Here is a 21,466-nt window from a genome sequence, read left to right as displayed (position 1 = left end):
AAGGCAGAACTTTGAAAAGAGAATGAATGACTGTGGATGATGGAAATGGTTAAACGATTAACCATGATGCTTTCCTTCATCGCGGATCAGGCGCGGCACGTTGTTACGTGGATCGATGGATACCGGTTGATAGACGACCCGTTGTTGCACCGGGTCATAACGCATTTCCACGTTGCCTATCATGGGGAAATCTTTACGGAACGGATGGCCGACAAAACCGTAATCGGTCAGCAGGCGGCGTAAATCTGGATGGTTTTCAAACATCAGGCCATAGAGGTCAAACGCTTCCCGTTCGAACCAGTTGGCGACCGGCCAGACATCAACCAGGGTTGGGAAAACAGGAAAATCATCGTCGGCGGCAAAGGCACGGATGCGCACTCGCTGGTTCAGGCCGACAGATAACAGATGCAACACCACGGCAAAGCGCGGGCCTTCCCAGCGGCCATCAGCATAATCGGAATAATCCACACCACACAAATCAATCAGTTGCTCAAACCTGAGCTCGGCATGGGTTTTCAATTTATCTGCCACCGCCAGCAAATGTTTCACATGCACTTCAACGGTGATCTCGCCCAGCTTTTGCTCCAGCTTCACCACGCCATCACCTAGTGCTAACTTGAGCTGTGCGGACAAATGTTCTAGTTTTGCGGACATAGTGTAGTTTCTTGGGCTGACTATTTAAGTTCTGGCGATGGTATTGGTACGTTTGATTTTCTTCTGCAGCTGGATGATGCCGTAAAGCAAGGCTTCGGCTGTCGGTGGACAACCCGGCACATACACATCGACAGGCACGATACGATCACAACCGCGCACAACTGCATATGAATAATGGTAATAGCCGCCGCCATTGGCACAGCTACCCATAGAGATCACCCAGCGTGGCTCTGCCATCTGGTCATAGACTTTACGCAGGGCCGGGGCCATCTTGTTCACCAGTGTCCCGGCGACGATCATCACATCCGATTGCCGTGGGCTGGGGCGGAAAACAATGCCGAAACGGTCGAGGTCGTACCGCGCTGCGCCGGCATGCATCATTTCAACCGCGCAACAGGCCAAACCAAACGTCATCGGCCATAAAGAACCGGTACGCGTGTAATTGATCACCGTATCCAGGGTAGTGGTGACAAAGCCTTTTTCCAGTACGCCTTCAATGCTCATAGCATCAACCCCGCTCTTATCAGTTGCATTCCTGTCAGTCCCATTCCAAAGCCCCCTTCATCCACTCAAAGATGAAGCCGACGACCAGCACAAACAAGAAAACCATCATGGCCCAAAAACCGGCCGGACCAATTTCCTGGATGACGATCGCCCACGGGAAAAGAAAAGCGATTTCGAGATCAAACAGGATAAACAGAATGGCGACCAGGTAGTAGCGCACGTCAAACTTCATACGCGCGTCTTCAAACGCTTCAAAGCCACATTCGTAAGGAGAGTTTTTTTCCGCATCAGGGCGATGCGGAGAGACCAGTTTACCAGCGATGAGAGGCCCCAGGCCAACGCCCAAGCCCACCAGGGTAAACATTAAAATCGGGAAATAATTTTCTAACACTGATTTGCCTTCATCGATCATGTTAACAAGTCATTTCACTGCAAACCTAACGGCCTGACAAGCACACAACGAAACACGCCCAAGCAAACAATTCCCAAACAGCCAACGTCGTTAAAATGTATCAGCCCTGCAATCAAAACACAATCACAGCCAGAACACACATGACGTCACTGGTGCCGTCGGCGAGACTCGAACTCGCACAACTTTCGTCACTACCCCCTCAAGATAGCGTGTCTACCAATTCCACCACGACGGCTTTAAAAACTAGTTTGGAATATCTTTGGGTGTATTTTCAACCGGCTTGGCGGGTTCAACCGCTTTGCCTTCGGCCGGAGCCTGTTGTGTCAACGGGGCTTTCACCACGCTGCCAGAACCCGCTTTATGACTGGACATAAATGCCAGCGTCAAACTGGTTGCAAAAAATACTGTAATAAAAATCGATGTCAGCTTACTGAGCAAATTGGAAGAGCCGGAAACCCCAAATAAACTACCTGAGGCACCACTTCCGAACGCTGCACCCATGTCAGCGCCTTTGCCGTGCTGTAATAAGACCAGGCCAATCACTGAAGCAGCTGCCAACACATGAATGACGAGAATGACGTTTTCCATAATCCTTTAATCCGATAAATGAGTAACAATTGCGCTTGTGGCACGCTTGTTACTTAGCTAGAGATGCTATTTTACAGGGACGGCCTGACATATTTTTATAAATTGCTCTACATCCAGTGAGCAACGGCCGATCAGCGCACCATCTATTTCCTTCTGATTTAATAATTGTACCGCATTTTGTGGATTTACGCTGCCCCCGTAAAGGATTTTTAACGTGGCAGAGGCTGATTTATCGGCACTTGCCACCGTGTCGCGAATAAACTGGTGCATGGCGACAGCTTGTTCTGCCGTCGCAGCCAAGCCAGTACCAATCGCCCAAATCGGCTCGTAAGAAACAATCGTGTCCGCAAAAGCCTCGCCGCCAAACATCCTGATAATGGTCTCCAGTTGTTTACCGACCACGCGCTCCATGACGCCGGCTTCACGCTCGAGCAAAGTTTCACCGACACACAGAATTGGCTTCAAGCCGTGACGTTTGGCGACCATCATTTTTTCAGCAATGTTTTCATCTGACTCGCAATAGGCAGTGCTGCGCTCGGAATGACCTATGATCACGTACTGCGCGCCAAAATCACGCAGCATGCTGGCACCGACTTCACCGGTATAAGCGCCCTGCTCAAACTTGGCCAGGTTTTGCGCGCCCCAGCCAAGCCGGGTCGACGCCAATAATGATTGCGCTTGTGCCATGTAAGGATAAGGTACACAGACGACAACATCGGTTTGCGGCAGGGCTTGCAATCCGTGCAGATAACCCTGGATCAAGGCCTGGTTCAGCGCCAGGCTGCCATGCATTTTCCAGTTGGCGACAACTAATTTGTTGGATGGGGTGTTCAGGTCAGGTTGGGACATGCAGAAAATTAACTCACATTGTACGGAGCGTTAGCTCAATTGAATTTGCTTTGCGCGAATTCTACGCCCGCACACTGTGAGCGACAAGCACTGAGGATAAAAACCCGGTAAAAATTAAGCGGTTAAAAACGGGTAGTCAGTATAGCCTTGTGCATTTCCACCGTAGAACGACGCAGAGTCTGCTTCATTCAATGGCGCATTTTTCGCGTATCGTTCGACCAGGTCAGGGTTGGCAATAAATGGCACACCATAAGCCACGGCGTCGGCATGACCACTTGCAATCACCGCATTGCCGCGCTCTTTGTCATAGCTCAAATTGGCAATGTAGCCATTTTTAAACAGCTTGCGCAGTGCATCAAAATCAAACGGCTCAGACTCACCACCACCATGGATACCACCTTCCACTGCATGCAGGTATGCCAGGTCAAACTGGTTTAATGCATTGGCAACATAGTTAAAAGTTTGCTGCGGCTGGCTGTCTTTCATATCGTTAAACGGGTTGACTGGCGAGATACGTACGCCGACTTTATCCGCACCTATAGTGTCGACCACAGCCTGCACCACTTCCAGCAATAAGCGCGTGCGGTTTTCCACTGAGCCACCGTAAGCATCTTGCCTGTGGTTACTGCCATCTCGTAAAAACTGGTCTAGCAGATAGCCATTGGCGGCATGCACTTCCACCCCATCGAACCCTGCGGCAATCGCGCAGCGCGTTGCATGTACATAATCTTGTACGATGACAGGCAACTCATCCAGCTCGAGCGCGCGTGGAGTGACGTAATCCTGCAGACCCTGATAGGTGAACGCCTGGCCGGCCGGCTTGATTGCCGAAGGCGCTACAGGCTGCGCCTGGTTAGGTAACAAACTTGGGTGAGAAATGCGGCCTACGTGCCATAACTGGATCACAATCTTGCCGCCCTGGGCATGCACTGCATCAGTCACTTCTTTCCAGCCGGCGATCTGCGCATCGGTATAAATACCTGGCAATGCCGGGTAGCCATGTGCCATCGGTGAAATCGGAGTCGCTTCGGTAATAATCAGGCCCGCTGTGGCGCGCTGCTCGTAATAGGTGACATTAATCGCTTGCGGCACACCGCCCTCGCCTGCACGATTACGCGTGAGTGGTGCCATCACCACGCGGTTTTTCAAACTGATTGCGCCTAGCTTTGCCGGGGAAAATAAATCCAATGCCATACCACTCTCCATGTTTACATTTCAAGAAACTTTAAAACGACAATACGGAGCGTAGCGCATGTGCGCCAGGCATCCGTATTTGTGCTGTGATCAATAAACGTTATTTAGCTTTGACACCTTCAATCAACAAGGTGATTTCAATCTCGTCACCGACTGGCGCATTGGCGCCCGTTGCCCAGCCATAGCCGTAATCAGAGGCTTTGATTGTCACATGACCCTCAAACCCGGCGCGCTGGCCACCCCAAGGGTCAGCGCCATAACCTAATACGCGCACAGGGATATCCACTTGCTTTGTCACACCATGAATAGTCAATTTACCTTGCAAGATAGCTTGATTCTGGTTTGAAGCGGTGACTTTGGTACTCTCAAACTGGATCTGCGTATATTTGGCGACATCCAGGTACTTATCGGCCTTGATATGCTCATCGCGTTTAGCAAACCCGGTGTTGACGCTGGCGACATTAATGGTGGCACGCACTGTCGCGGTGTTTAGATTAGCAGGATCAAGTGTAATCACACCTGTCACATCATTAAAAGTACCGGAAGTTTTAGCAACCACATGACGGATACTGAAATTGGCAAAACTGTGGCTGGCATCAATGTTGTATGTTTCGGGGGCAGCCCAGGCCTGAGACGCTGCCAGCATGCTGATAGCTAAGAATATTTTTTTCACTTGTTTACTCCTTATTTATTTTTGGATTGTTATTTAGTTACAGAAAATCGTTTGGCAATGGTGGCAACACGCTCACCCAAATGCTCGGCAGTCAGCAAATCACTTTGAATCGGGCCAAATTCAGGGCCTTGATCTGCATTCGCCTGTGCCATGGCGCCCAAGAAACCACCCAAACGATTTAAATCGTTGACCGACCCCTTGCTGCTATTGTTCCCCGGCAACAAATCTTGCCCTACCCAAATCATGCCATGTTGCGCTGCAAACACGGCCAACTGGATCAAGGTACTCAGCTTGTCGCCACTTTGGCTGGCAGAGGTGGTGAATCCGGCGGCGATCTTGTCTTGCCACTCGCGCACATACCACTTCTCTGAGCTGGCCTCCATAAAAGTCTTAAAAGCAGCAGAAGCGGAGCCCATATAGGTCGGGCTACCGAAAATAATCGCATCACTGGCTTTCAACACATCCCATTGCTGCTGGGCTTCTTCTGCGGTTAACAGGTGTAGCTTTACGCCTTCCACTTTCTCAACCCCGCGTGCAACCGCTTTGGCTTGCTCGGCGGTATGACCATAACCACTGTGATACACAATTGAAACTTGCGTCATTTTTGTACTCCCTTAAATTTAAAGATCGTTAATATCAAAATTAATCGGCACTGCCAGGTAAATCAAACCACAATACTTCACTCTCTTCATGCGCACGCATCTCTAACTGCGTAGCGGTGTCTATCTTGAGCGCATCGCCAGTCTTCAACCGCTCGCCGTCTATCTCCACCTCGCCACGCGCGACATGCATATAGGCACTGCGGCCCTCGCTGACTTCCAGCGGCAAACTGCGGCCAACCTCGAGCAATGTGGCACAGAGTGTCACATCCTGATGTACTTTTAATGAACCATCCCATGCATCGGGCGAGGCGATCAGCGCCCAGCGATTCAATTTACTTTCTACCGGAATGTTTTTTTCTTCATAGCCCGGTGCCAGGTTCAGTGTGTCTGGCGTGATCCATATCTGCAATAAATGCGCAGTGGTTTCATCAGAAGCATTCATCTCACTGTGGCGTACGCCAGTACCGGCCGTCATGCGCTGCACATCGCCAGCGCGGATGACGGAACCGTTACCCATGCTATCGGTATGGCGCAACTCACCGGCCAGCATATAGGTGATGATCTCCATATCCTGGTGGCCATGCATGCCAAAGCCTTTGCTCGGCGCAACCTTGTCGTCATTAATGACACGCAACACTGAAAACCCCATATGGGCCGGATCGTAATAACTGGAAAAAGAAAAACTATGAAAGCTTTCCAGCCAGCCATAATTGGCGTAACCACGTGTATTGGAAGGGCGAATGTTCAACATTTATTCACTCCGTTTGAAAGATTAAATGTATGATAAAAAAACACTAACATGATTGATAGCAAAACATTTTGCATCAGTCATTCAATTTTTTTGATCAAGAAATTATGAGCATTAAACTCAGCCTGGAAGCACTGGAAGTGATCGATATGATAGACCGCAAAGGCAGCTTTGCGGCGGCAGCTGAAGCCTTGTATCGCGTGCCTTCTGCTTTGACTTATACCGTGCGTAAACTCGAAGAAGATCTAGGCATAGAGTTATTTGACCGTAGCGGTCATCGCGCCACCCTGACCCAGGCGGGCGCAGAGTTACTCAAAGAAGGTCGTTATTTGCTGGACGCTGCCCAAACACTGGAATGCAGGGTAAGAAGGATTGCGACCGGCGTTGAAACTGATATTACCATCGCCATCAGTGACCTGTTTGACTTTGAAGCGATCTTCAACTTACTGCAATCTTTCTACCAGCAAGGCTTTGGTACCCGGGTAAAGCTTTTACGCGAGGTCTACGGCGGCAGTTGGGACGCCTTGCAAACAAATCGTGCGGATATTTCAATTGGTGCGCCGGGCGATTCCCCTCCTGGCAATGGATTTGGCACACACCTGCTCGGCCAGCTGGAGTTTGTGTTTGCCATCGCACCACATCATCCACTCGCATCCGTGCCTGAACCATTAAACGCCAATGATATCGTGCCACACCGCGTCGTTGCCGCGGCGGACAGTTCGCGCAATCTGCCGCCACGCACTTCCGGCATCCTCACAGGGCAAGACACCCTGACGGTACCAGACATGCGCACCAAACTTCAGGCACAGATTTCCGGCATCGCCATCGGCTACTTACCCAAACAAATGGCGCAAGCGGCAGCCGAACAAGGCTTGCTGTTGATTAAACAAGTGGCAGAACCCAAGCCGGTCGCACCGACGTTTATCGCCTGGCGCCAACAACGCCCTGCTGACATGGGCAAGGCCATGCAATGGCTCATCAAGCATCTCTCGCAACTGTCACTGGAGCAATTGCTGAGCAAATGATTTATCATTTCATCTGCATTGTCTGATGGAAGCCCCATGTCACAAGAACAATTACCCGAAGAGTTCGAACCGCTCAACCGCATCGCCATCAAAGCCATGCTGTGGCTGAATGGCCTCGCTCACATCATTATCGGCCTGGCACTCGCCATCTCGGTGATCATGTTCACCTGGCTGTTTTTTATCGACGTTAAAGAAGCTGCCTCGACCAACACGCTGGTACACGGCTTTTTACGTGCCCTGGGCACATTGATGCTGCTATGGTCTATTTCTGCACTGATCTCAGCCGAGATCCGCTATCTGCGCGGCCACAAGCTGCTGGTTGAAACCTTCGTCGAAGTCGTCCTGGTCATGTTCCTGCGCAAATTGATCGTGTTACCGGTGCAGGATGCCACCCCAACCTATCAGGAAATCGGCATCTGGCTTGCTGGCGCCTTCACCATGAGCCTGGTGTATATCCTGATCCGCCTGGCCGACAAACCCAGCAGCAAATAAACACATGCAAGACCAAGAATACATGCGCATGGCCATTGCGCTCGCTGAAGAAGCCGCCACCCTGGGTGAAGTCCCAGTGGGTGCAGTGGTTGTTAAAAATGGCGTAGTGATTGGTCGCGGCAAGAATGCCCCCATCAGCCTGCGCGACCCCACCGCACATGCTGAAATCCAGGCCATGCGTGCAGCGGCTGCACATCTGGGTAATTACCGATTGGTGGATTGCACCCTGTATGTCACCCTGGAACCTTGCGCCATGTGCAGCGGCGCCATCCAGCACGCACGTATTTCCCGCTTAGTGTATGGCGCCAGCGATCCTAAAACGGGTTGCTGTGGCAGCGTGATCAATTTAATGGCAGAACAAAAACTGAATCATCACTGTGAAGTGACGGGGGATTTAATGACCGAGGAATGTGGAACGCTATTAAGTGCTTTTTTCAAACAACGGCGACTTGAGAAAACCAAAAAGTAAAATCATTACTGCATAACCCTTTGCACCCACACCTAAGCCACAAAAAATAAACCCGCCATCGGCGGGTTTATTTATCACTACTTAAAGTAAATCAAGCAGTTTTACGACGGCGAACAATCGTACCAATCAGTGCCAAACCAGCCATCATCATGGCGTATGTTTCAGCTTCTGGAACAGCGGTTACAGCAAAGCCGCTCAAGAACATATCCTGACGAATACGGCCATTTTCGGATACAGAACCACCTTGAACAATGTGCACAGCATTTGCTGTCCAATCAATTCTGTATTGATCAGCACTAATCTTCAGCAAATACAACGCACTGTTTGGGCTGTCTTCATCAATACTCACGTCGGTGCGGATAGCCACTTTGTCTGCATCATAATAAGCGCCTGTGTTTGCAGTTGCTGAATTATAGACTGGTGCAGGGTCACTCGGTGCAGGGTTGCCATTTGAACCGTTCTGATAGTAATCAGAACGTGAAGGGTCACGTAAACGGTATCCATCTACCGGGGCAGAAGAGTAGATGTCAGAAGCAAATATCCAAGCCGCAGAAATCGTACCTGCGTAATCAGAAAAACCACTACGTACGATAGAGTTGATTTCTGTAATGCCATTTACATCGTTGTCTAACTGGAAATAGCTACCAATGATATATGAGTTAGTGGCGCTATCCAGCCATACTGAATCAGTGAAAATACCGACTGCGGCACTGTTGATCGGTGAATAAACAGTTGAAGTGACTGAATTTTGCAGTGTCCATGTTGATGAGATACCAGCCGTCAAATAAAACGGGTCAGTACTAGGATTGTTTGTGCTACCCCCTGTACGAGCGCCATTATCTAAAACATTAACAAAACCACCCGCATAAGCGCTAGATGTAGCTGCCAGCGCGAAGGCTGCAACAGCAAAAGATTGTTTCAAGATTGTTGCTTTCATAGTATTCTTTCCTCACAAATTGAAATTAATTAAATGGCGGGGTTGCTTATGCTCCCCGCTCCTTTTTTTTCATGGCATGTAGTTTTATGCGACACCTTTACCTTTACGACGGCGTGCTGCAAAACCTACCAAGCTCAGCCCCGCAATCATCAAGGCATAGCTTTCCGGCTCAGGCACCGCAGTTGCTGATGCTACGAAGCCACTGATAAAACCGCCAACAACTGGCTGTCCCTCTTCACCAGCTTGAAAATAGCCGATAGCTTTTGAACCCAGGGAATAGTATTGAGCATCAGTCTTTACTAAAAACAATCCACTCCAGGGATTACCCTCAGAAACACTGAAGTCACCTTTTTGACGAACTACATTTTGGTTGTAACTTACGACAGAATTAAAGCTGTGGTCATCTGTAAGCGCAGCTTCATACATGCGCAAATCGTTATCGCTTGAAAATAGCCAAGCTACCTGAGGAGTGTAAGTACCCGTTGTAGAAAAGTTATAGCGATAGAGGAAGTTTGCCTCTTCATTGTTTGCAACTTGATTTAAATAGCGAGTTGCAAAAACCAGCTTACCATCAGCACTATCTTGATAAACAAAATCATAGATCGTTGCTTGTTTAGAGTTTGGAGACAAATCTACAGCGGTAGTCACTCGCCAATCCAGCAGCGTTAATGTTCCTGTGCTTTTAATGTTGGCCGGATTGTTGGGATTGCCTACGTGAGTGGCGTAATCAATTGTAGAGGCAACGACAAAGCCATTCGGATTGCTGGCTTCGTATCCAGGTAAATAAGTTGCATCTTGAACCAAGAGATGAAACTGGTCAGCATTTGGGTTTTGAGCTCCGCTCTTTATGCCGCCATTTACGGTACTTAAGATCGTTCCATTACCATTTGTCAATTGGACATAATTCCCAGCGTAAGCCGTAGTCGCAGAAACGGTCAACAATGTTGCTAGCACCAATGATTTTAATTTCATTGCTATTTCTCCTAAATATAGTTTTTAAACTAACTTCTAATCCATGATGCATATTTGTAATAGTTTTAATGCCATCAATTTTGTTTAACGCAAACGATGTGCCATGAACCATAGAACAACAAATATTTAATTTTTCATTTCAAAGAAAAACCATCAAAATTCATTTAAAAATCATATATTTCAGATAGTTATAAAATTAAAACTACTGCAACTTAAAGCCTCATATCCTGAAAATATTCCCTTCTTAAATATAATTAACATCAAAAAAATGTATGGGAAAAATAAATGGTGGCTTTAAACAGCCAACCAAAAAACCATCCACCACCATAAACCAGTTTGCAACGGCTTCAGCTAATCAGGTTGATCTTTTAAACTCTGGGATTTTTTAACCTTATCCCAGCCCCAATCGAAATTTATGCCAACCCAAGCTGCTCGCGGTGCACCAGGACTAATAAAAGTAGAATTTACCCAATTATTATCTAAACGAACAAAGTTACCATTTGAATCCAAAACTGGATTTCCACCAGAATCGAGTGGTGCACTGACTTGAAACGCACCTTGTGGACTAAATGGATTACGACCTAGATTGCCGGCCGTCGCATATTCTTTATTAAAAAGATTATCCAACCTGGCAAATAATGAAATACCATTATTGAAGCGATAATTAGCTCGCAAATTGAATACTGCATACCCTGAAATTTTTCCTTCACCGGTATAATCATACAAATCGCGAGTGCTGTTAACTCTCGCTCCTGCGCGTGGCACGTGATCATTATTTTCGTTACCTCTAACATACGAAAATGAGTGAGCGACCATACTCAATGTAAAATCAAATTCGGGTGTAACTAGATAGTTCCAGTTGGCCTGTACTATATGATTCGGCATCCCTGGTAATTGATCACCCGGGGCGACATATACATAAGCTTGTCCGCAAGTCGGACATGTCCCTGCTGAGTTACTACTATTGGCATCATTGATTAATTGCGAACTACTTTGAAAAGTAGCTTTCATCCAGGTGTAATTCAAACCAAAAGTACTTTTCCCCCAAACTCCCTTTAAACCCATCTCAAGGCCTTCACGGCGAGTTTTTCCAAAATTATCGAAGACCCCTCTATTTTTTTGCCCCAGTGGAATGAATAGAATGTCATCAGTAAGGTCTGTTCTAAACGCACCAAAATTCCAATCAAAGCCACCTACCGTTCCACGCACACCGGATTCATATCCCGTTGATCGTACCTGCTTTAAATATGGGTCGGCTGTTAATGAAGTTGGAATAGTGCAACCAAATTGAAAATTGTCGCTAGTCCCTTCTAACCCGGTATGGTCCTTCGCACATCCAAGCTCAATCACAGAAGGGACACGCGAGCCACGGCTAACATTTCCATATACTGTTAAATTCTCTTTGGCCTCCCAAGCCGCTCCTAAAGATGGATTAAAGCTTCGATAATCGTAGTCTCCAGTAGTACATATAAACCGATTGAAATCGGTAGCTAGTTTTTTAATGTCTGCACACGCTTGATATTGAGGTAAAAAAAACTGTGGTCGGAAGTTATACATATCATTGCCACGATCAGATCTAAGCTCATTTTTCACGTTAGACCAGCTTAATCGTGAGCCGAACGTAACATGTAAGGTTTCAGTCGGAGACCAGGTGTCGGTAAAAAAGATAGCTTTGCTTCGACTGGAGCCTGTCAAATCATTTCGGATGATGCCCGGAGCACTAGTCTGTATGTAGAATTGATTATCCTGATCGGCAAACCAAGGATCATTTGTAAAATGAAAGACATGGTTCGCATCAAGGGAGCCAAGTGATTGAGATTGCAAGAAGTCAATCTTGTTTTGATCTAAACCAGCACCGATAGCAATTTGATGCTTATCACCTTCATACGTCATTTGCAGTGAAAATCCATCAGCATTAGACTTTAATGAGGATTGATTAAGGATGCCGTTTAATGATATGAATCGATCATCTAACCCATCAGAGTTTGCATCTAACCCACTACTCAAAACTTGTAATCTTCTTAAACCCTGATAAATGTCTGCACCAACAGCATTCTGATTCAAGCCTCGCCGATATCCGAGGGCAGATAGGCTTATCCTATCATTTACATACCATGTCCCAGACACACTATAATGTTCCAATCCATTTTTAGCTTCGTCAGGTGAAGTAAATACCTGTTTGCGGTCAACTTCAGCCATTTCGATAGGTAACACTCCGTTACCAATCAGCGACGTATCCACATTTAACGCCGTCAAGTTAATTTGACCTGCATCAAAACGAACTGTCGCTTTGTTAAAGAGCTGACGGACGTTACTTGGTGAATTCACACGCCAACCATCTTCGTTAAAATGCGTGTACGCAGTAAACAAAGCAACTCTGTCGCCATGTATACCATTAGAAAATTGTGTTTGTTTTCTCCCCCAATCACCAACGAGTTGTTGCGCACGTAAAAAATGATCTGAAAAACCATCCTTTGTAGTGATTGCTAATGCGCCACCTAGCGTATTTTGACCAAACATTGGGTTCGATCCAGGAATAATATTTAAAGTTGAAATGGCGTTCATGGGGATTAAATCCCAATTCACCACCTCGGCAAAAGGCTCATTGACGCGCACACCATCTAGATACACAGAAATACCCTGCGGCGTGCCGATTTGAGGAGAAGCTGTAAACCCCCGGTAATTCAAATCCTGTTGAAATGGATTACCAGTGTAGTCCGTCACATTGACTGACTGCATATTACTATTAAGAAATTCAGTCACGTTTGTCGCTTTGGACTCAGAAATTTCTTTAGCTGTTGCGCTCTGAATGTTAGTGGTAGCAGTTTCCCTATCTATCGGCAACCCGGGTAGCGGCGTGATGATACGGCGACGCTTCGCTTTGATCTCAATCTCATCTAATTGAATCGTTGCATTTGACTCTGCCGCTTTTGTATTGTTATTTACGGATTCGTCACTGACCTCGGCAGCAATCGACACACATGAATAAGCTGCTAGAAACAGCACTGACTTTAATTTATTGTTTATCACTTCACTTCCCCCATTAGCAGGGGAAGTGCAAAAATCAAACCATGTCAGTTATATATTTTTTATCAATATAATCATATAGTTGCGACCTTAATACAACATTACAATCAATTAATTTGGTTGCATTTAACCAGCCTGGTTGCAAACAACCCTAAAACATAAATTTAACGGCGATATGGTTGTAGACATAAAAAAACCCGCCGAAGCGGGTTCTTTCAACAACGATTAATGACTAATCGCGGTTACCAAGCAGGGACAGCAGAATGTTTAACAGGTTAACGAACAAGTTATACACATCCAGGTACAGGCTCAGGGTTGCCATGACATAGTTTGTCTGGCCGCCACGTACGATCTGGTTTACGTCATACAGAATGTAGCCAGAGAAAATCAGTACGGAAACGCCGGAAATAGCCAGTGATAATGCTGGGATCTGGAAATACATATTTGCCAGGCCAGCCACAATAGCCAAGATCAAGCCTATCATCAGGAATTTGCCAATGCCACTGAAGTCACGTGCTGGTGAAGAACCGATACCAGCCAGTGTCAAAAAGGTGATCCCGGTACCGGCTGCAGCCAAACCAACGATTTCAGCACCATTGCTTAAGTGCAATGCGAATTGGAGAATCGGGCCCAGCATGATGCCGAAGGCAAAAGTCATGGCAAGCAATAACCAGACACCGATACTGCTATTCTGGTTAACGGCGATCAGTTTGAACATACCAAACATCACTGCTAAAAAGCCAATGGCGAATATAAATGGATGCGCTGCCAAAAAGCCAAAATTCATTTGCAGGCCGACATAAGCACCGATCACAGTAGGCACCATGCTCAAGCCGAGCAAGGCGTATGTGTTACGCAACACGCGGTTCTGCGTATTGGATAAGCTACCCTCACGACCTAAAACTTGCATATCTGACATAATATTTTCTTCCTCTCAAATAAATCGTTATTACTTTTAACTTCAAGAACCTTTTAAGTTTCAATACCTAAGATAAGGGTAAATGGACAAAGTTTCAAGTTTAATCATCACTTTTTGATTATTTACCAATAAAGCCTAAATCTTCCAAATGACATAAACGGCCAATGCAATCAACAGAATACGGGTGATCTGGTAGACCGTCCTGTTCCAGCGTTTAAAGCGGCGTCGATACTGACCCACCACCCAGGCATAGTGAAACAAGCGGTTAATGACGCCCGTTTGGTCGCCCTCTTCATTAGGCGAACTGGCGGCGGTCACGATAGTGTTGGCTAAAAAGCGGTTGACGGCTTGCGCCCAGCCATAACGCATGGGGCGTTCGATATCGCAAAACAGGATAATGCGGGTTTGGTCTGTTTTGTTATAGGCTTCATGGATATAGGTTTCATCAAACATGATCGCCTGCCCATCACGCCAGCTGTAATCTTCGCCATCTACCTTGATATAGCACAAGTCATTATTGGGCGTTGTTAACCCAAGGTGATAGCGCAATGAGCCTGCGTAGGGGTCGCGATGCGGATTTAAATGCGCACCTGGCGGCAACTCGGCAAACATGGCCGCTTTGACACTGGGGATACTTTGCAGCAAAGCCACTGTCTGCGGGCAGTAAATACTGGCTGAAGGGTGTTCTGCGTCATACCACTTCAGGTAAAAACGCTTCCAGCCTGTTTTAAAGAATGAGTTAAATCCGGCATCATTATTGTTTTTTGCGGCGGCTATGCGTTCCTGGTCACGCACATGCAGGGCTTCCTTGAGGATATCCTGCCAGCGGTCGCTGATCACTTTTAATTCAGGGAACTCACTGACTTGCACATAAGGCGTCGTTGGCGCTTTGGAGAACAGGTATAAGAACACATTGAACGGCGACACAATACCGGAGTGATCAAATATCTGACGGTAAAATTTATGCCGCACTTTGCCACGAAAGTGCACATAACTGACAGATGCTAAAAATACCCCTAGAACAATCCATTTCATAGCGATTACCGATGATTGAGTCTGAAAATATTACTTATTATTAACTGATGAGCTTACTTTATCCTGACCAGAGAATAAAGCCTTTATGCAAACAAATCTGCTTCCTTTAAGCCAACCAGCCCTACTCTTTTTACCGCATCGACATACTCAGCCGATTCACGTAGCGCGACCATATCTGCCGGGTGATGGCCACCGTGCATGCGCGCCAGGCGTGCAATCGTTTGTGCTGAAATACTCCATTCGAGGTTTTCCAGCAATTCATCTGCCAGGTCGGGACGATTGCACAGCAGCACCATATCGCAGCCAGCATTTAATGCAGCCAGTGTTCGCGCAGTGACGTCACCTGCTACGGTGGCGCCTTCCATGCTTAAATCATCGCTAAAAATGACACCGTTGAACGCAAGGCGCTCACGCAACACTTTTTGTAACCAGCGCGGGGAGAAGCCAGCCGGTTTCTCATCCACTTTAGGATAAATCACATGCGCAGGCATAATCGCATGCAAGCCTTCATCAATCATCTGCCGGAAGGGCTGCATATCATTCTGCGCAATCTGGTCGAACTCGCGGTCATCGACAGGGATACTCACATGCGAATCGGCCACCACAAAACCATGGCCAGGGAAATGTTTGCCGACCGCGGCCATGCCGCCTTTTTTCAGGCCCTGCATCAGGTTGAATGCCAGTTCATTGATCGCCTGCGGGTCACGATGGAACGCACGATCACCAATCACCAGGCTGTCGCCGTAATCCATATCCAGCACCGGGGTGAAACTGAAATCGACACCGTGTGCACGCAACTCGGCAGCGAGGATATAGCCAGCTTCTACAGCGAGCTCTTTTGCTTTACGCGGATTCTTATCCCAGATATGGCCAAATTCGCGCATAGGCGGGATCTTGGTAAACCCTTCGCGGAAGCGTTGCACGCGCCCGCCTTCGTGATCCACCGCAATCAGCAAGGGCGGCTGGCGTACGGCGTGAATACTGGCAGTGAGCGCTTTGAGCTGTTCGCCACTTTCAAAGTTACGCGCAAACAGAATCACGCCACCCACCAGCGGATGTTGCAAACGACGGATATCGTCGGCGGTTAATTCTTTGCCAACCACATCCAGCATCACGGGACCTAAAGACATAATGTTTCCTGATGTTTTCCTGTTAAAAGAACTGGTTTACTTTAATTTTAAACGATAAAGGCTGGTCACTTCTTTAGACCTCGCCGCGAATATCGGGTCTTGCTTATCTTGCGCTTTACCATGTCTGGGCTGTGTATTTAAGCGTTCAATCACTTCCAGCCCCGCCTCGGCAATCCAGCCAGCCAGTGCCTCTGGCTCACGCAATCCGATCAGTTCGGCCAGATCAGACATCACCAGCCAGGCCTCGCCATTTGGATTCAAATGGGCTTTCAAGCCGCTTAAATAGCCTTTCAGCATTTGGCTATCGGGGTCATACACGGCTTGCTCTATCGTGGTATTGGCTTTTGCAGGCAACCATGGTGGGTTACACACGATCAAGTCTGCTTTTCCTTCCGGGAACAAATCTGCCTGCACCACCTGGATATTGGTTTGCATATTCAACTGCTGTATGTTTTCGGCAGCGCAAATCAATGCACGCGGATTAGTATCCGTTGCAATCACCTGCTTCACGCCACGCGTGACTAATACAGCAGCAATCACGCCAGTCCCGGTACCGATATCCCAGGCCACTTGCGGGCTGTTAAGCGGCGCCTGGTCAATCAAGTCCAGATACTCACCCCTAACAGGTGAATAGACGCCGTAGTGCGCATGGATATTGGCATTGAGCGCATGGATAGGCACGCCTTTCTTGCGCCACTCATAAGCACCTACCATGCCTAGCAGCTCTCGCAATGACAACACCAGCCTGGCGGGGAGTTTGTCTTTTTTCTCATCAACGATGAGCGCGGCCTGCACTGCTGCTTTTACATCTGGTGCACGTGGTAAATCGCATTGGCCGTATTTCAGTTCAATCAACACTTTGTTAGTGATATTGGCACGACCGATTTGGCGCGCACGGTGCTGGTGAAAGCTTTCCAGCAAGGTGGCGGCTGGTTTGACAGGTTTGCGGTCAACACGCCGCGTGATAGCTTGCAAGAGTTGTTTGGCGTTTTGAAAGTCGCCACGGTAAAGCAAGGCGGTGCCTTCGCATGCCAGGCGATAAGCTTCGTCGGCTTTGGTGGTATCGTCAGCGAGGACCACGGCTTTGGGCGGCAAGTTGCCTGCTTCTGATTGCCAGTCAGCCGCTTGTGTTTTGTTTTTTTCGTACCAGTTAATTTGGTTCAATGGGGTTCCGATAGGCAAAGTGTATGGGATAAAGTATGGATGATTATCCCGTGTTAAAGTTTAAACGGGCTGAAATCAGTATGCGTGTCGTAATAATCTTCATTTTCTGCACGTTTTAGAAAAGCGACGATTTTATAAGTGACTGGTGTAAAAGCAACTTCGACCAGCACTTTGGCGATAAATTGCGCCAACACGATTTGCGGCATCATAGCATCTGGAAACTCGCCCGAACCATAAAATGCCAATGGGAAAAACAATATCGTATCTACCGCTTCCCCAAACAGGGTCGAACCTATGGTACGGCTCCACAACCAGCGCCCGCGGGTGAGTATCTTCATTTTGGCCAGGACAAACGAGTTTACGAACTCCCCTGCCACAAATGACACCAGTGAAGCGATGGCAATACGTGCTGTAGACCCGAATACAGATTGATAAGCAGCCTGGTCATGCCACTCTGGCGCCGGTGGCAACGCGACGATGACCCACGCCATCAGGCTGGCAAAAGCCAGGCAAATAAACCCGGTCCAGATGACGCGCCTGGAGGCGGAATAGCCATACACTTCTGTGAGGATATCGCCAAAAATAAAACTGATAGGGAAAAACATAATGCCCGCGCCAAAAGTCAGCGAACCTATCAGTGGTGCATGGATCTCGGTGATTTTACCTGGACCAATGATATTAGAGCAGACCAGCACCACGGCAAACGCCGCCATGATCAGGTCATAATAACGATACTGTTTTCTCATCAGCTGACTCTTTTCATGGTCTGGTCTTGCTGCGCACATCCAGTTTGTCACGCAGCACATCGCCCCCCAGATTGATCGCCAGGATCAGGCTCATCATGCATATCCCCACGGTCAACACGTAATGTGGGGCCACCAGCATAAACCTGACCGCATCCCGCAACATGGCGCCCCATGAAGCGTTAGGTGCCTGAATGCCCAGGCCAAGAAAAGACAGTGACGCTTCGGCAATCATGACGCTCGCCATACTATAAGCGGCCTCAACCAACAGGATTGAAATCACTAGCGGAAAAATATGCAGCAGCATGACCCGTAACGCGCCAGCACCCAGCGACTCGGCCGCCAGCACATGCAAACGCTCACGCAATGCAAGGGTCTGCCCGCGTGACAAGCGCGCATAGGTCACCCAGCCGGTGAGGCATAAGGCCAGAATCAAATTATTAATGCCCGCTCCCAATACGGCGGCAAAGGCAATCGCCAGCAAAATACCGGGGAAGGCCAGAAAAATATTCGTCAGTTGCATCAAGAAATGATCCCACTTGCCGCCCTTGTAACCGGCGATTAAACCGATGCTGATCCCAATCGTCATCGTCACTGCCGTGACCACAAAGGTGACCAGAAAAGACACTTCCACGCCACGGATGACACGTGCCAGAATGTCGCGCCCCAAGTCGTCTGTCCCCAACCAGTGTTGCGGGCTAGGCCATTGCAAAATCGCCTCGAGATCGGTGTGGTTGGGGTTTGAACCTGCAATATGCGCAATGATCACTGCAAACAACCAAAAAGCCAGGGTAGCCAATGAAAAAACCTTCATCGTGCGCCTCTGGTGCGTGGGTCCAGCCAGCGATAGGCCAGATCAGTGGCCTGATTAATCAGCACATAACTCAATGCGATCACCAGCACACAGGCTTGCGTCACCGGGTAATCGCGCTTTTCTATGCTATCCACCAGCAGGCGGCCTATGCCGTTCCAGCTGAAAATGGTTTCGGTGATGACCGCGCCAGCCAGCAGGCTGCCCATTTGCAGGCCAACGATAGTGACCATAGGCAACAGCGCTGCACGTAATGCGTGCTGCAATAACACCTGCCGCTCACTCAGGCCTTTGGCACGCGCAGTCCTGATATAATCTTCATTCAGTACTTCCAGCAGGCTGGTGCGTGTCATGCGTGTCAAAATAGCGCTCAAGCCCAGCCCTAGTGTCAGTGCCGGCAAAATGATAGCAGCGGGACTGCCCATGCCACTGACCGGCAACCAGCCCAGCCATACGGCAAACACCAGCATAAGCACCGGCCCCAGCCAGAAAGCAGGCATAGCGGCCAGGCGTATGCTGATCATGGTCACCATGACATCCTGCCAATGCCCGGCTTTTAAAGCAGACCAGATACCTAACGGAATCCCTATCAATAATCCGATACCAAGTGCGCTCACGGCAAGTATCAGCGTAGCCGGATAGGCTTTTGCCAGCAGTTGCGTGATCGGCGTTTGCGTATGGATGGAAACCCCGAAATCACCTTTGAGCAGATTGTAGACATACTGCCCGAATTGCACATGCAGTGGCTGATCCAACCCAAGCTGTGCCTTTAACATCATCCGGTCTGCCGTGCTGGCTGATTCCCCCAGCATGACATCCACTGGGTCGCCCGGCACCATATGTAACAAGGCAAAGGTCAGGCAAAGCACCCCTACAATCACGGGTAACAATGTGGTGATGCGCTTAATTATCCGCTCCGTATTGATCGCTATTTGCCTGGTATTGACTAGCCTGCTGTTGACTAGCTTTGTTTTGACTCGTGTGGTTTTCGCAAGCCTGACTTGCTACGGGTTGATCACCAGCTGCCTGATGCTTTTCTTCCTGTCCGTATGCATCGTCATCAATAATATTCACCGTTGCACCTACCGGGACCTGGTCAAACAAGGCGATTAGATCCGCATTGCGCATACGCACGCACCCATGTGAGCCAGGCGTGCCAAACTCGGTTTGGTCTGGTGAACCGTGAATGTAGATATAGCGCTGCATGGTATCGACATTGCCCAGCCGGTTTTTGCCTGGTTCCGTGCCACTCAACCAAAGAATGCGGGTTAATATCCAGTCGCGCTCAGGAAATTGCGTTTTCAGGTCTGGTGTAAAGATTTCGCCGGTTGGCCTACGGGCAACAAACACCGTATTCTCAGGCGCATCTGCCCCAATCTTGGCACGGATAATATGTGTGCCTAACGGCGTGCAGCCACTGTCTTTTATACATCCGACACCATTGGCGGCAGTGGACACCGCATAACGGCTCACTCGCGCGCCTTTGTCGTCAAACAAGGTCAGTGATTGTTCGGGAATAGATATTTCTATATGCATAAACATTATTCTAAGCGATTTGCGCCGGATTAGATTCACAATCAGGCATAGGGCGCGGATTTCATGCCAGGCTGCTGCGCGCCATGAATATCAAAAAGAAACACTGGCATAGGTAATCGAGCGAGATGGCGTGCAAAACGAACGGAATACAGACCCAGCAAGTAAGTAGTTATAGATGGGGATGGCAGGTACAAAACAACACCGCCTTGCGCTCGCGCAGACACTGACCCCGTGTTTACATTACAATCACAGCCATTCTATTTTGGTGAAAACTCATCATGCCGCATCATGAAATGCATTTTTTACAGCGCAGTGGCTGGCTCAGGGCTTCTGTACTAGGCGCAAACGACGGCATTATTTCCACCGCCAGCTTGCTGATGGGGGTGGCGGCTGCCGGTACTGAGAGTAACGCCCTGCTTGTGACTGGCGTCGCCGGGCTGGTGGCAGGCGCGCTTTCCATGGCCACCGGCGAATACGTGTCGGTCAGTTCGCAAATGGATATCGAGCAGGCTGACCTCGCACGTGAAGCCAGGGAACTGCAGGAGAATCCGGACAGCGAGTTGCGGGAACTGACTGGCATCTATATACAGCGTGGATTATCGCCAGCACTGGCACACCAGGTCGCACAGGCGTTGTCCCATCATGATTCGTTAGCAGCGCACGCACGTGATGAATTGGGATTGCATGAGCTGAACCAGGCCAACCCCTTGCATGCGGCGCTGGCCTCGGCACTCGCTTTTGCCAGCGGTGCCGCCCTGCCTTTACTCACGGCCTGGCTAGCCCCTCACGCACAGGTACAAACCTGGTTGATTGTCAGTACCTTACCCTTCCTGGCTGTATTGGGTGCAGTGGCCGCCAGGGCAGGCGGTGCCAGCGTGTGGAAAGGGGTCAGTCGTATTGTGGTGTGGGGTGCGCTCGCCATGGCCGCAACCGCATTGATAGGCCACTGGTTTGGCGTGCATGCCTAAATAGCGCTGGTAAT

Annotated in this window: 23 protein-coding genes, 1 tRNA gene and 1 pseudogene; 4 read left to right on the top strand and 21 right to left on the bottom strand. The window is 48.7% G+C overall.

Annotated features, from left to right (window positions below; genetic code table 11):
* Positions 1-57 precede the first annotated feature (57 nt).
* The 10 genes from ACSSVF_RS08930 to ACSSVF_RS08885 form a co-directional block, all read right to left on the bottom strand.
* The gene (locus ACSSVF_RS08930) at positions 58-654 is read right to left on the bottom strand and encodes an NADH-quinone oxidoreductase subunit C (RefSeq protein WP_492402945.1); all 597 of its coding nucleotides are present in this window, start codon (positions 652-654) and stop codon (positions 58-60) included.
* 24 nt (positions 655-678) lie between these two features.
* Entirely contained in the window at positions 679-1,158 is a 480-nt protein-coding gene (locus ACSSVF_RS08925) for a NuoB/complex I 20 kDa subunit family protein (protein ID WP_055825969.1), read from the bottom strand.
* Positions 1,159-1,192: 34 nt separating this feature from the next.
* Positions 1,193-1,549 (bottom strand): NADH-quinone oxidoreductase subunit A, encoded by a 357-nt coding sequence (locus ACSSVF_RS08920; RefSeq protein ID WP_379030973.1) that lies wholly within the window; start codon positions 1,547-1,549, stop codon positions 1,193-1,195.
* 171 nt (positions 1,550-1,720) lie between these two features.
* Positions 1,721-1,805, bottom strand: a tRNA-Leu gene (locus ACSSVF_RS08915).
* A gap of 8 nt (positions 1,806-1,813) precedes the next feature.
* Positions 1,814-2,158 carry a preprotein translocase subunit SecG gene (secG, locus tag ACSSVF_RS08910; protein ID WP_492402943.1) on the bottom strand — a complete coding sequence of 115 codons (345 nt, stop codon included), beginning with the start codon at positions 2,156-2,158 and terminating at the stop codon, positions 1,814-1,816.
* A 66-nt stretch (positions 2,159-2,224) separates the two neighbouring features.
* Positions 2,225-3,007 (bottom strand): triose-phosphate isomerase, encoded by a 783-nt coding sequence (gene tpiA, locus ACSSVF_RS08905; protein ID WP_492402941.1) that lies wholly within the window; start codon positions 3,005-3,007, stop codon positions 2,225-2,227.
* 114 nt (positions 3,008-3,121) lie between these two features.
* Positions 3,122-4,201 carry an alkene reductase gene (locus tag ACSSVF_RS08900; protein WP_492402940.1) on the bottom strand — a complete coding sequence of 360 codons (1,080 nt, stop codon included), beginning with the start codon at positions 4,199-4,201 and terminating at the stop codon, positions 3,122-3,124.
* Between the two features lie 100 nt (positions 4,202-4,301).
* Positions 4,302-4,874, bottom strand: a complete 573-nt coding sequence (locus ACSSVF_RS08895; RefSeq protein ID WP_492402939.1) for a YceI family protein — start codon at positions 4,872-4,874, stop codon at positions 4,302-4,304.
* 29 nt (positions 4,875-4,903) lie between these two features.
* A complete protein-coding gene (locus tag ACSSVF_RS08890; RefSeq protein ID WP_492402937.1) occupies positions 4,904-5,476 on the bottom strand; it encodes a flavodoxin family protein in 573 nt (190 codons plus the stop codon).
* 40 nt (positions 5,477-5,516) lie between these two features.
* On the bottom strand, positions 5,517-6,227 hold the full coding sequence (locus ACSSVF_RS08885) for a pirin family protein (RefSeq protein ID WP_492402936.1): 711 nt from the start codon (positions 6,225-6,227) through the stop codon (positions 5,517-5,519).
* A gap of 104 nt (positions 6,228-6,331) precedes the next feature.
* On the opposite strand from ACSSVF_RS08885, the gene ACSSVF_RS08880 reads away from it, so the two are divergent.
* Genes ACSSVF_RS08880 through tadA form a run of 3 tightly spaced genes read left to right on the top strand, consistent with a single transcriptional unit; the run spans position 6,332 to position 8,210 of the window.
* Entirely contained in the window at positions 6,332-7,249 is a 918-nt protein-coding gene (locus ACSSVF_RS08880) for a LysR family transcriptional regulator (protein WP_492402935.1), read from the top strand.
* Positions 7,250-7,285: 36 nt separating this feature from the next.
* Positions 7,286-7,741 (top strand): phosphate-starvation-inducible PsiE family protein, encoded by a 456-nt coding sequence (locus ACSSVF_RS08875; RefSeq protein ID WP_442586854.1) that lies wholly within the window; start codon positions 7,286-7,288, stop codon positions 7,739-7,741.
* A gap of 4 nt (positions 7,742-7,745) precedes the next feature.
* Positions 7,746-8,210: a tRNA adenosine(34) deaminase TadA gene (gene tadA / locus ACSSVF_RS08870; RefSeq protein WP_492402933.1), complete on the top strand. Its 465-nt coding sequence runs from the start codon at positions 7,746-7,748 to the stop codon at positions 8,208-8,210.
* Between the two features lie 91 nt (positions 8,211-8,301).
* Here the strand turns inward: tadA and ACSSVF_RS08865 are convergent, their stop codons facing one another.
* The 11 genes and pseudogenes from ACSSVF_RS08865 to ACSSVF_RS08815 all read right to left on the bottom strand — a co-directional run.
* Positions 8,302-9,147, bottom strand: coding sequence for a PEP-CTERM sorting domain-containing protein (locus tag ACSSVF_RS08865; protein WP_492402932.1), 846 nt, complete (start codon positions 9,145-9,147; stop codon positions 8,302-8,304).
* A gap of 84 nt (positions 9,148-9,231) precedes the next feature.
* A complete protein-coding gene (locus ACSSVF_RS08860; RefSeq protein ID WP_492402931.1) occupies positions 9,232-10,119 on the bottom strand; it encodes a PEP-CTERM sorting domain-containing protein in 888 nt (295 codons plus the stop codon).
* Positions 10,120-10,470: 351 nt separating this feature from the next.
* Positions 10,471-13,149, bottom strand: a complete 2,679-nt coding sequence (locus ACSSVF_RS08855; protein ID WP_492402929.1) for a TonB-dependent receptor — start codon at positions 13,147-13,149, stop codon at positions 10,471-10,473.
* A 229-nt stretch (positions 13,150-13,378) separates the two neighbouring features.
* Positions 13,379-14,065 (bottom strand): Bax inhibitor-1 family protein, encoded by a 687-nt coding sequence (locus tag ACSSVF_RS08850; protein ID WP_492402927.1) that lies wholly within the window; start codon positions 14,063-14,065, stop codon positions 13,379-13,381.
* A 135-nt stretch (positions 14,066-14,200) separates the two neighbouring features.
* The gene (locus tag ACSSVF_RS08845; protein ID WP_492402925.1) at positions 14,201-15,100 is read right to left on the bottom strand and encodes an aspartyl/asparaginyl beta-hydroxylase domain-containing protein; all 900 of its coding nucleotides are present in this window, start codon (positions 15,098-15,100) and stop codon (positions 14,201-14,203) included.
* Positions 15,101-15,183: 83 nt separating this feature from the next.
* Positions 15,184-16,230, bottom strand: coding sequence for a beta-N-acetylhexosaminidase (nagZ, locus tag ACSSVF_RS08840; RefSeq protein ID WP_492402923.1), 1,047 nt, complete (start codon positions 16,228-16,230; stop codon positions 15,184-15,186).
* A gap of 36 nt (positions 16,231-16,266) precedes the next feature.
* Positions 16,267-17,394 (bottom strand): methyltransferase, encoded by a 1,128-nt coding sequence (locus ACSSVF_RS08835; RefSeq protein ID WP_492402921.1) that lies wholly within the window; start codon positions 17,392-17,394, stop codon positions 16,267-16,269.
* Positions 17,395-17,447: 53 nt separating this feature from the next.
* Complete coding sequence (locus ACSSVF_RS08830; protein ID WP_492402920.1) at positions 17,448-18,140, bottom strand: queuosine precursor transporter; 693 nt, start codon at positions 18,138-18,140, stop codon at positions 17,448-17,450.
* Between the two features lie 13 nt (positions 18,141-18,153).
* The gene (locus ACSSVF_RS08825) at positions 18,154-18,951 is read right to left on the bottom strand and encodes an ABC transporter permease (protein ID WP_492402918.1); all 798 of its coding nucleotides are present in this window, start codon (positions 18,949-18,951) and stop codon (positions 18,154-18,156) included.
* Entirely contained in the window at positions 18,948-19,859 is a 912-nt protein-coding gene (nikB, locus tag ACSSVF_RS08820; RefSeq protein WP_492406334.1) for a nickel ABC transporter permease, read from the bottom strand. The genes ACSSVF_RS08825 and nikB overlap by 4 nt, the downstream gene beginning before the upstream one ends.
* Positions 19,860-20,004: 145 nt before the next feature.
* Positions 20,005-20,484 (bottom strand): annotated as a pseudogene (locus ACSSVF_RS08815) (L,D-transpeptidase family protein); the annotation flags it as partial.
* A 278-nt stretch (positions 20,485-20,762) separates the two neighbouring features.
* On the opposite strand from ACSSVF_RS08815, the gene ACSSVF_RS08810 reads away from it, so the two are divergent.
* Positions 20,763-21,452 (top strand): VIT1/CCC1 transporter family protein, encoded by a 690-nt coding sequence (locus tag ACSSVF_RS08810; RefSeq protein ID WP_492402917.1) that lies wholly within the window; start codon positions 20,763-20,765, stop codon positions 21,450-21,452.
* Positions 21,453-21,466: the final 14 nt, after the last annotated feature.

This window comes from Methylophilus sp. E2MeOHC9 (assembly GCF_058744375.1).
This window is presented reverse-complemented; position numbering and strand designations above follow the sequence as displayed.

Coding starts and splice junctions, on each gene's coding strand:
- ACSSVF_RS08930 (WP_492402945.1), bottom strand. CDS start 654: ATGTCCGCAAAACTAGAACATTTGTCCGCACAGCTCAAGTTAGCACTA.
- ACSSVF_RS08925 (WP_055825969.1), bottom strand. CDS start 1,158: ATGAGCATTGAAGGCGTACTGGAAAAAGGCTTTGTCACCACTACCCTG.
- secG (WP_492402943.1), bottom strand. CDS start 2,158: ATGGAAAACGTCATTCTCGTCATTCATGTGTTGGCAGCTGCTTCAGTG.
- tpiA (WP_492402941.1), bottom strand. CDS start 3,007: ATGTCCCAACCTGACCTGAACACCCCATCCAACAAATTAGTTGTCGCC.
- ACSSVF_RS08900 (WP_492402940.1), bottom strand. CDS start 4,201: ATGGCATTGGATTTATTTTCCCCGGCAAAGCTAGGCGCAATCAGTTTG.
- ACSSVF_RS08890 (WP_492402937.1), bottom strand. CDS start 5,476: ATGACGCAAGTTTCAATTGTGTATCACAGTGGTTATGGTCATACCGCC.
- ACSSVF_RS08885 (WP_492402936.1), bottom strand. CDS start 6,227: ATGTTGAACATTCGCCCTTCCAATACACGTGGTTACGCCAATTATGGC.
- ACSSVF_RS08880 (WP_492402935.1), top strand. CDS start 6,332: ATGAGCATTAAACTCAGCCTGGAAGCACTGGAAGTGATCGATATGATA.
- ACSSVF_RS08875 (WP_442586854.1), top strand. CDS start 7,286: ATGTCACAAGAACAATTACCCGAAGAGTTCGAACCGCTCAACCGCATC.
- tadA (WP_492402933.1), top strand. CDS start 7,746: ATGCAAGACCAAGAATACATGCGCATGGCCATTGCGCTCGCTGAAGAA.
- ACSSVF_RS08865 (WP_492402932.1), bottom strand. CDS start 9,147: ATGAAAGCAACAATCTTGAAACAATCTTTTGCTGTTGCAGCCTTCGCG.
- ACSSVF_RS08860 (WP_492402931.1), bottom strand. CDS start 10,119: ATGAAATTAAAATCATTGGTGCTAGCAACATTGTTGACCGTTTCTGCG.
- ACSSVF_RS08850 (WP_492402927.1), bottom strand. CDS start 14,065: ATGTCAGATATGCAAGTTTTAGGTCGTGAGGGTAGCTTATCCAATACG.
- ACSSVF_RS08845 (WP_492402925.1), bottom strand. CDS start 15,100: ATGAAATGGATTGTTCTAGGGGTATTTTTAGCATCTGTCAGTTATGTG.
- nagZ (WP_492402923.1), bottom strand. CDS start 16,230: ATGTCTTTAGGTCCCGTGATGCTGGATGTGGTTGGCAAAGAATTAACC.
- ACSSVF_RS08830 (WP_492402920.1), bottom strand. CDS start 18,140: ATGAGAAAACAGTATCGTTATTATGACCTGATCATGGCGGCGTTTGCC.
- ACSSVF_RS08825 (WP_492402918.1), bottom strand. CDS start 18,951: ATGAAGGTTTTTTCATTGGCTACCCTGGCTTTTTGGTTGTTTGCAGTG.
- ACSSVF_RS08810 (WP_492402917.1), top strand. CDS start 20,763: ATGCCGCATCATGAAATGCATTTTTTACAGCGCAGTGGCTGGCTCAGG.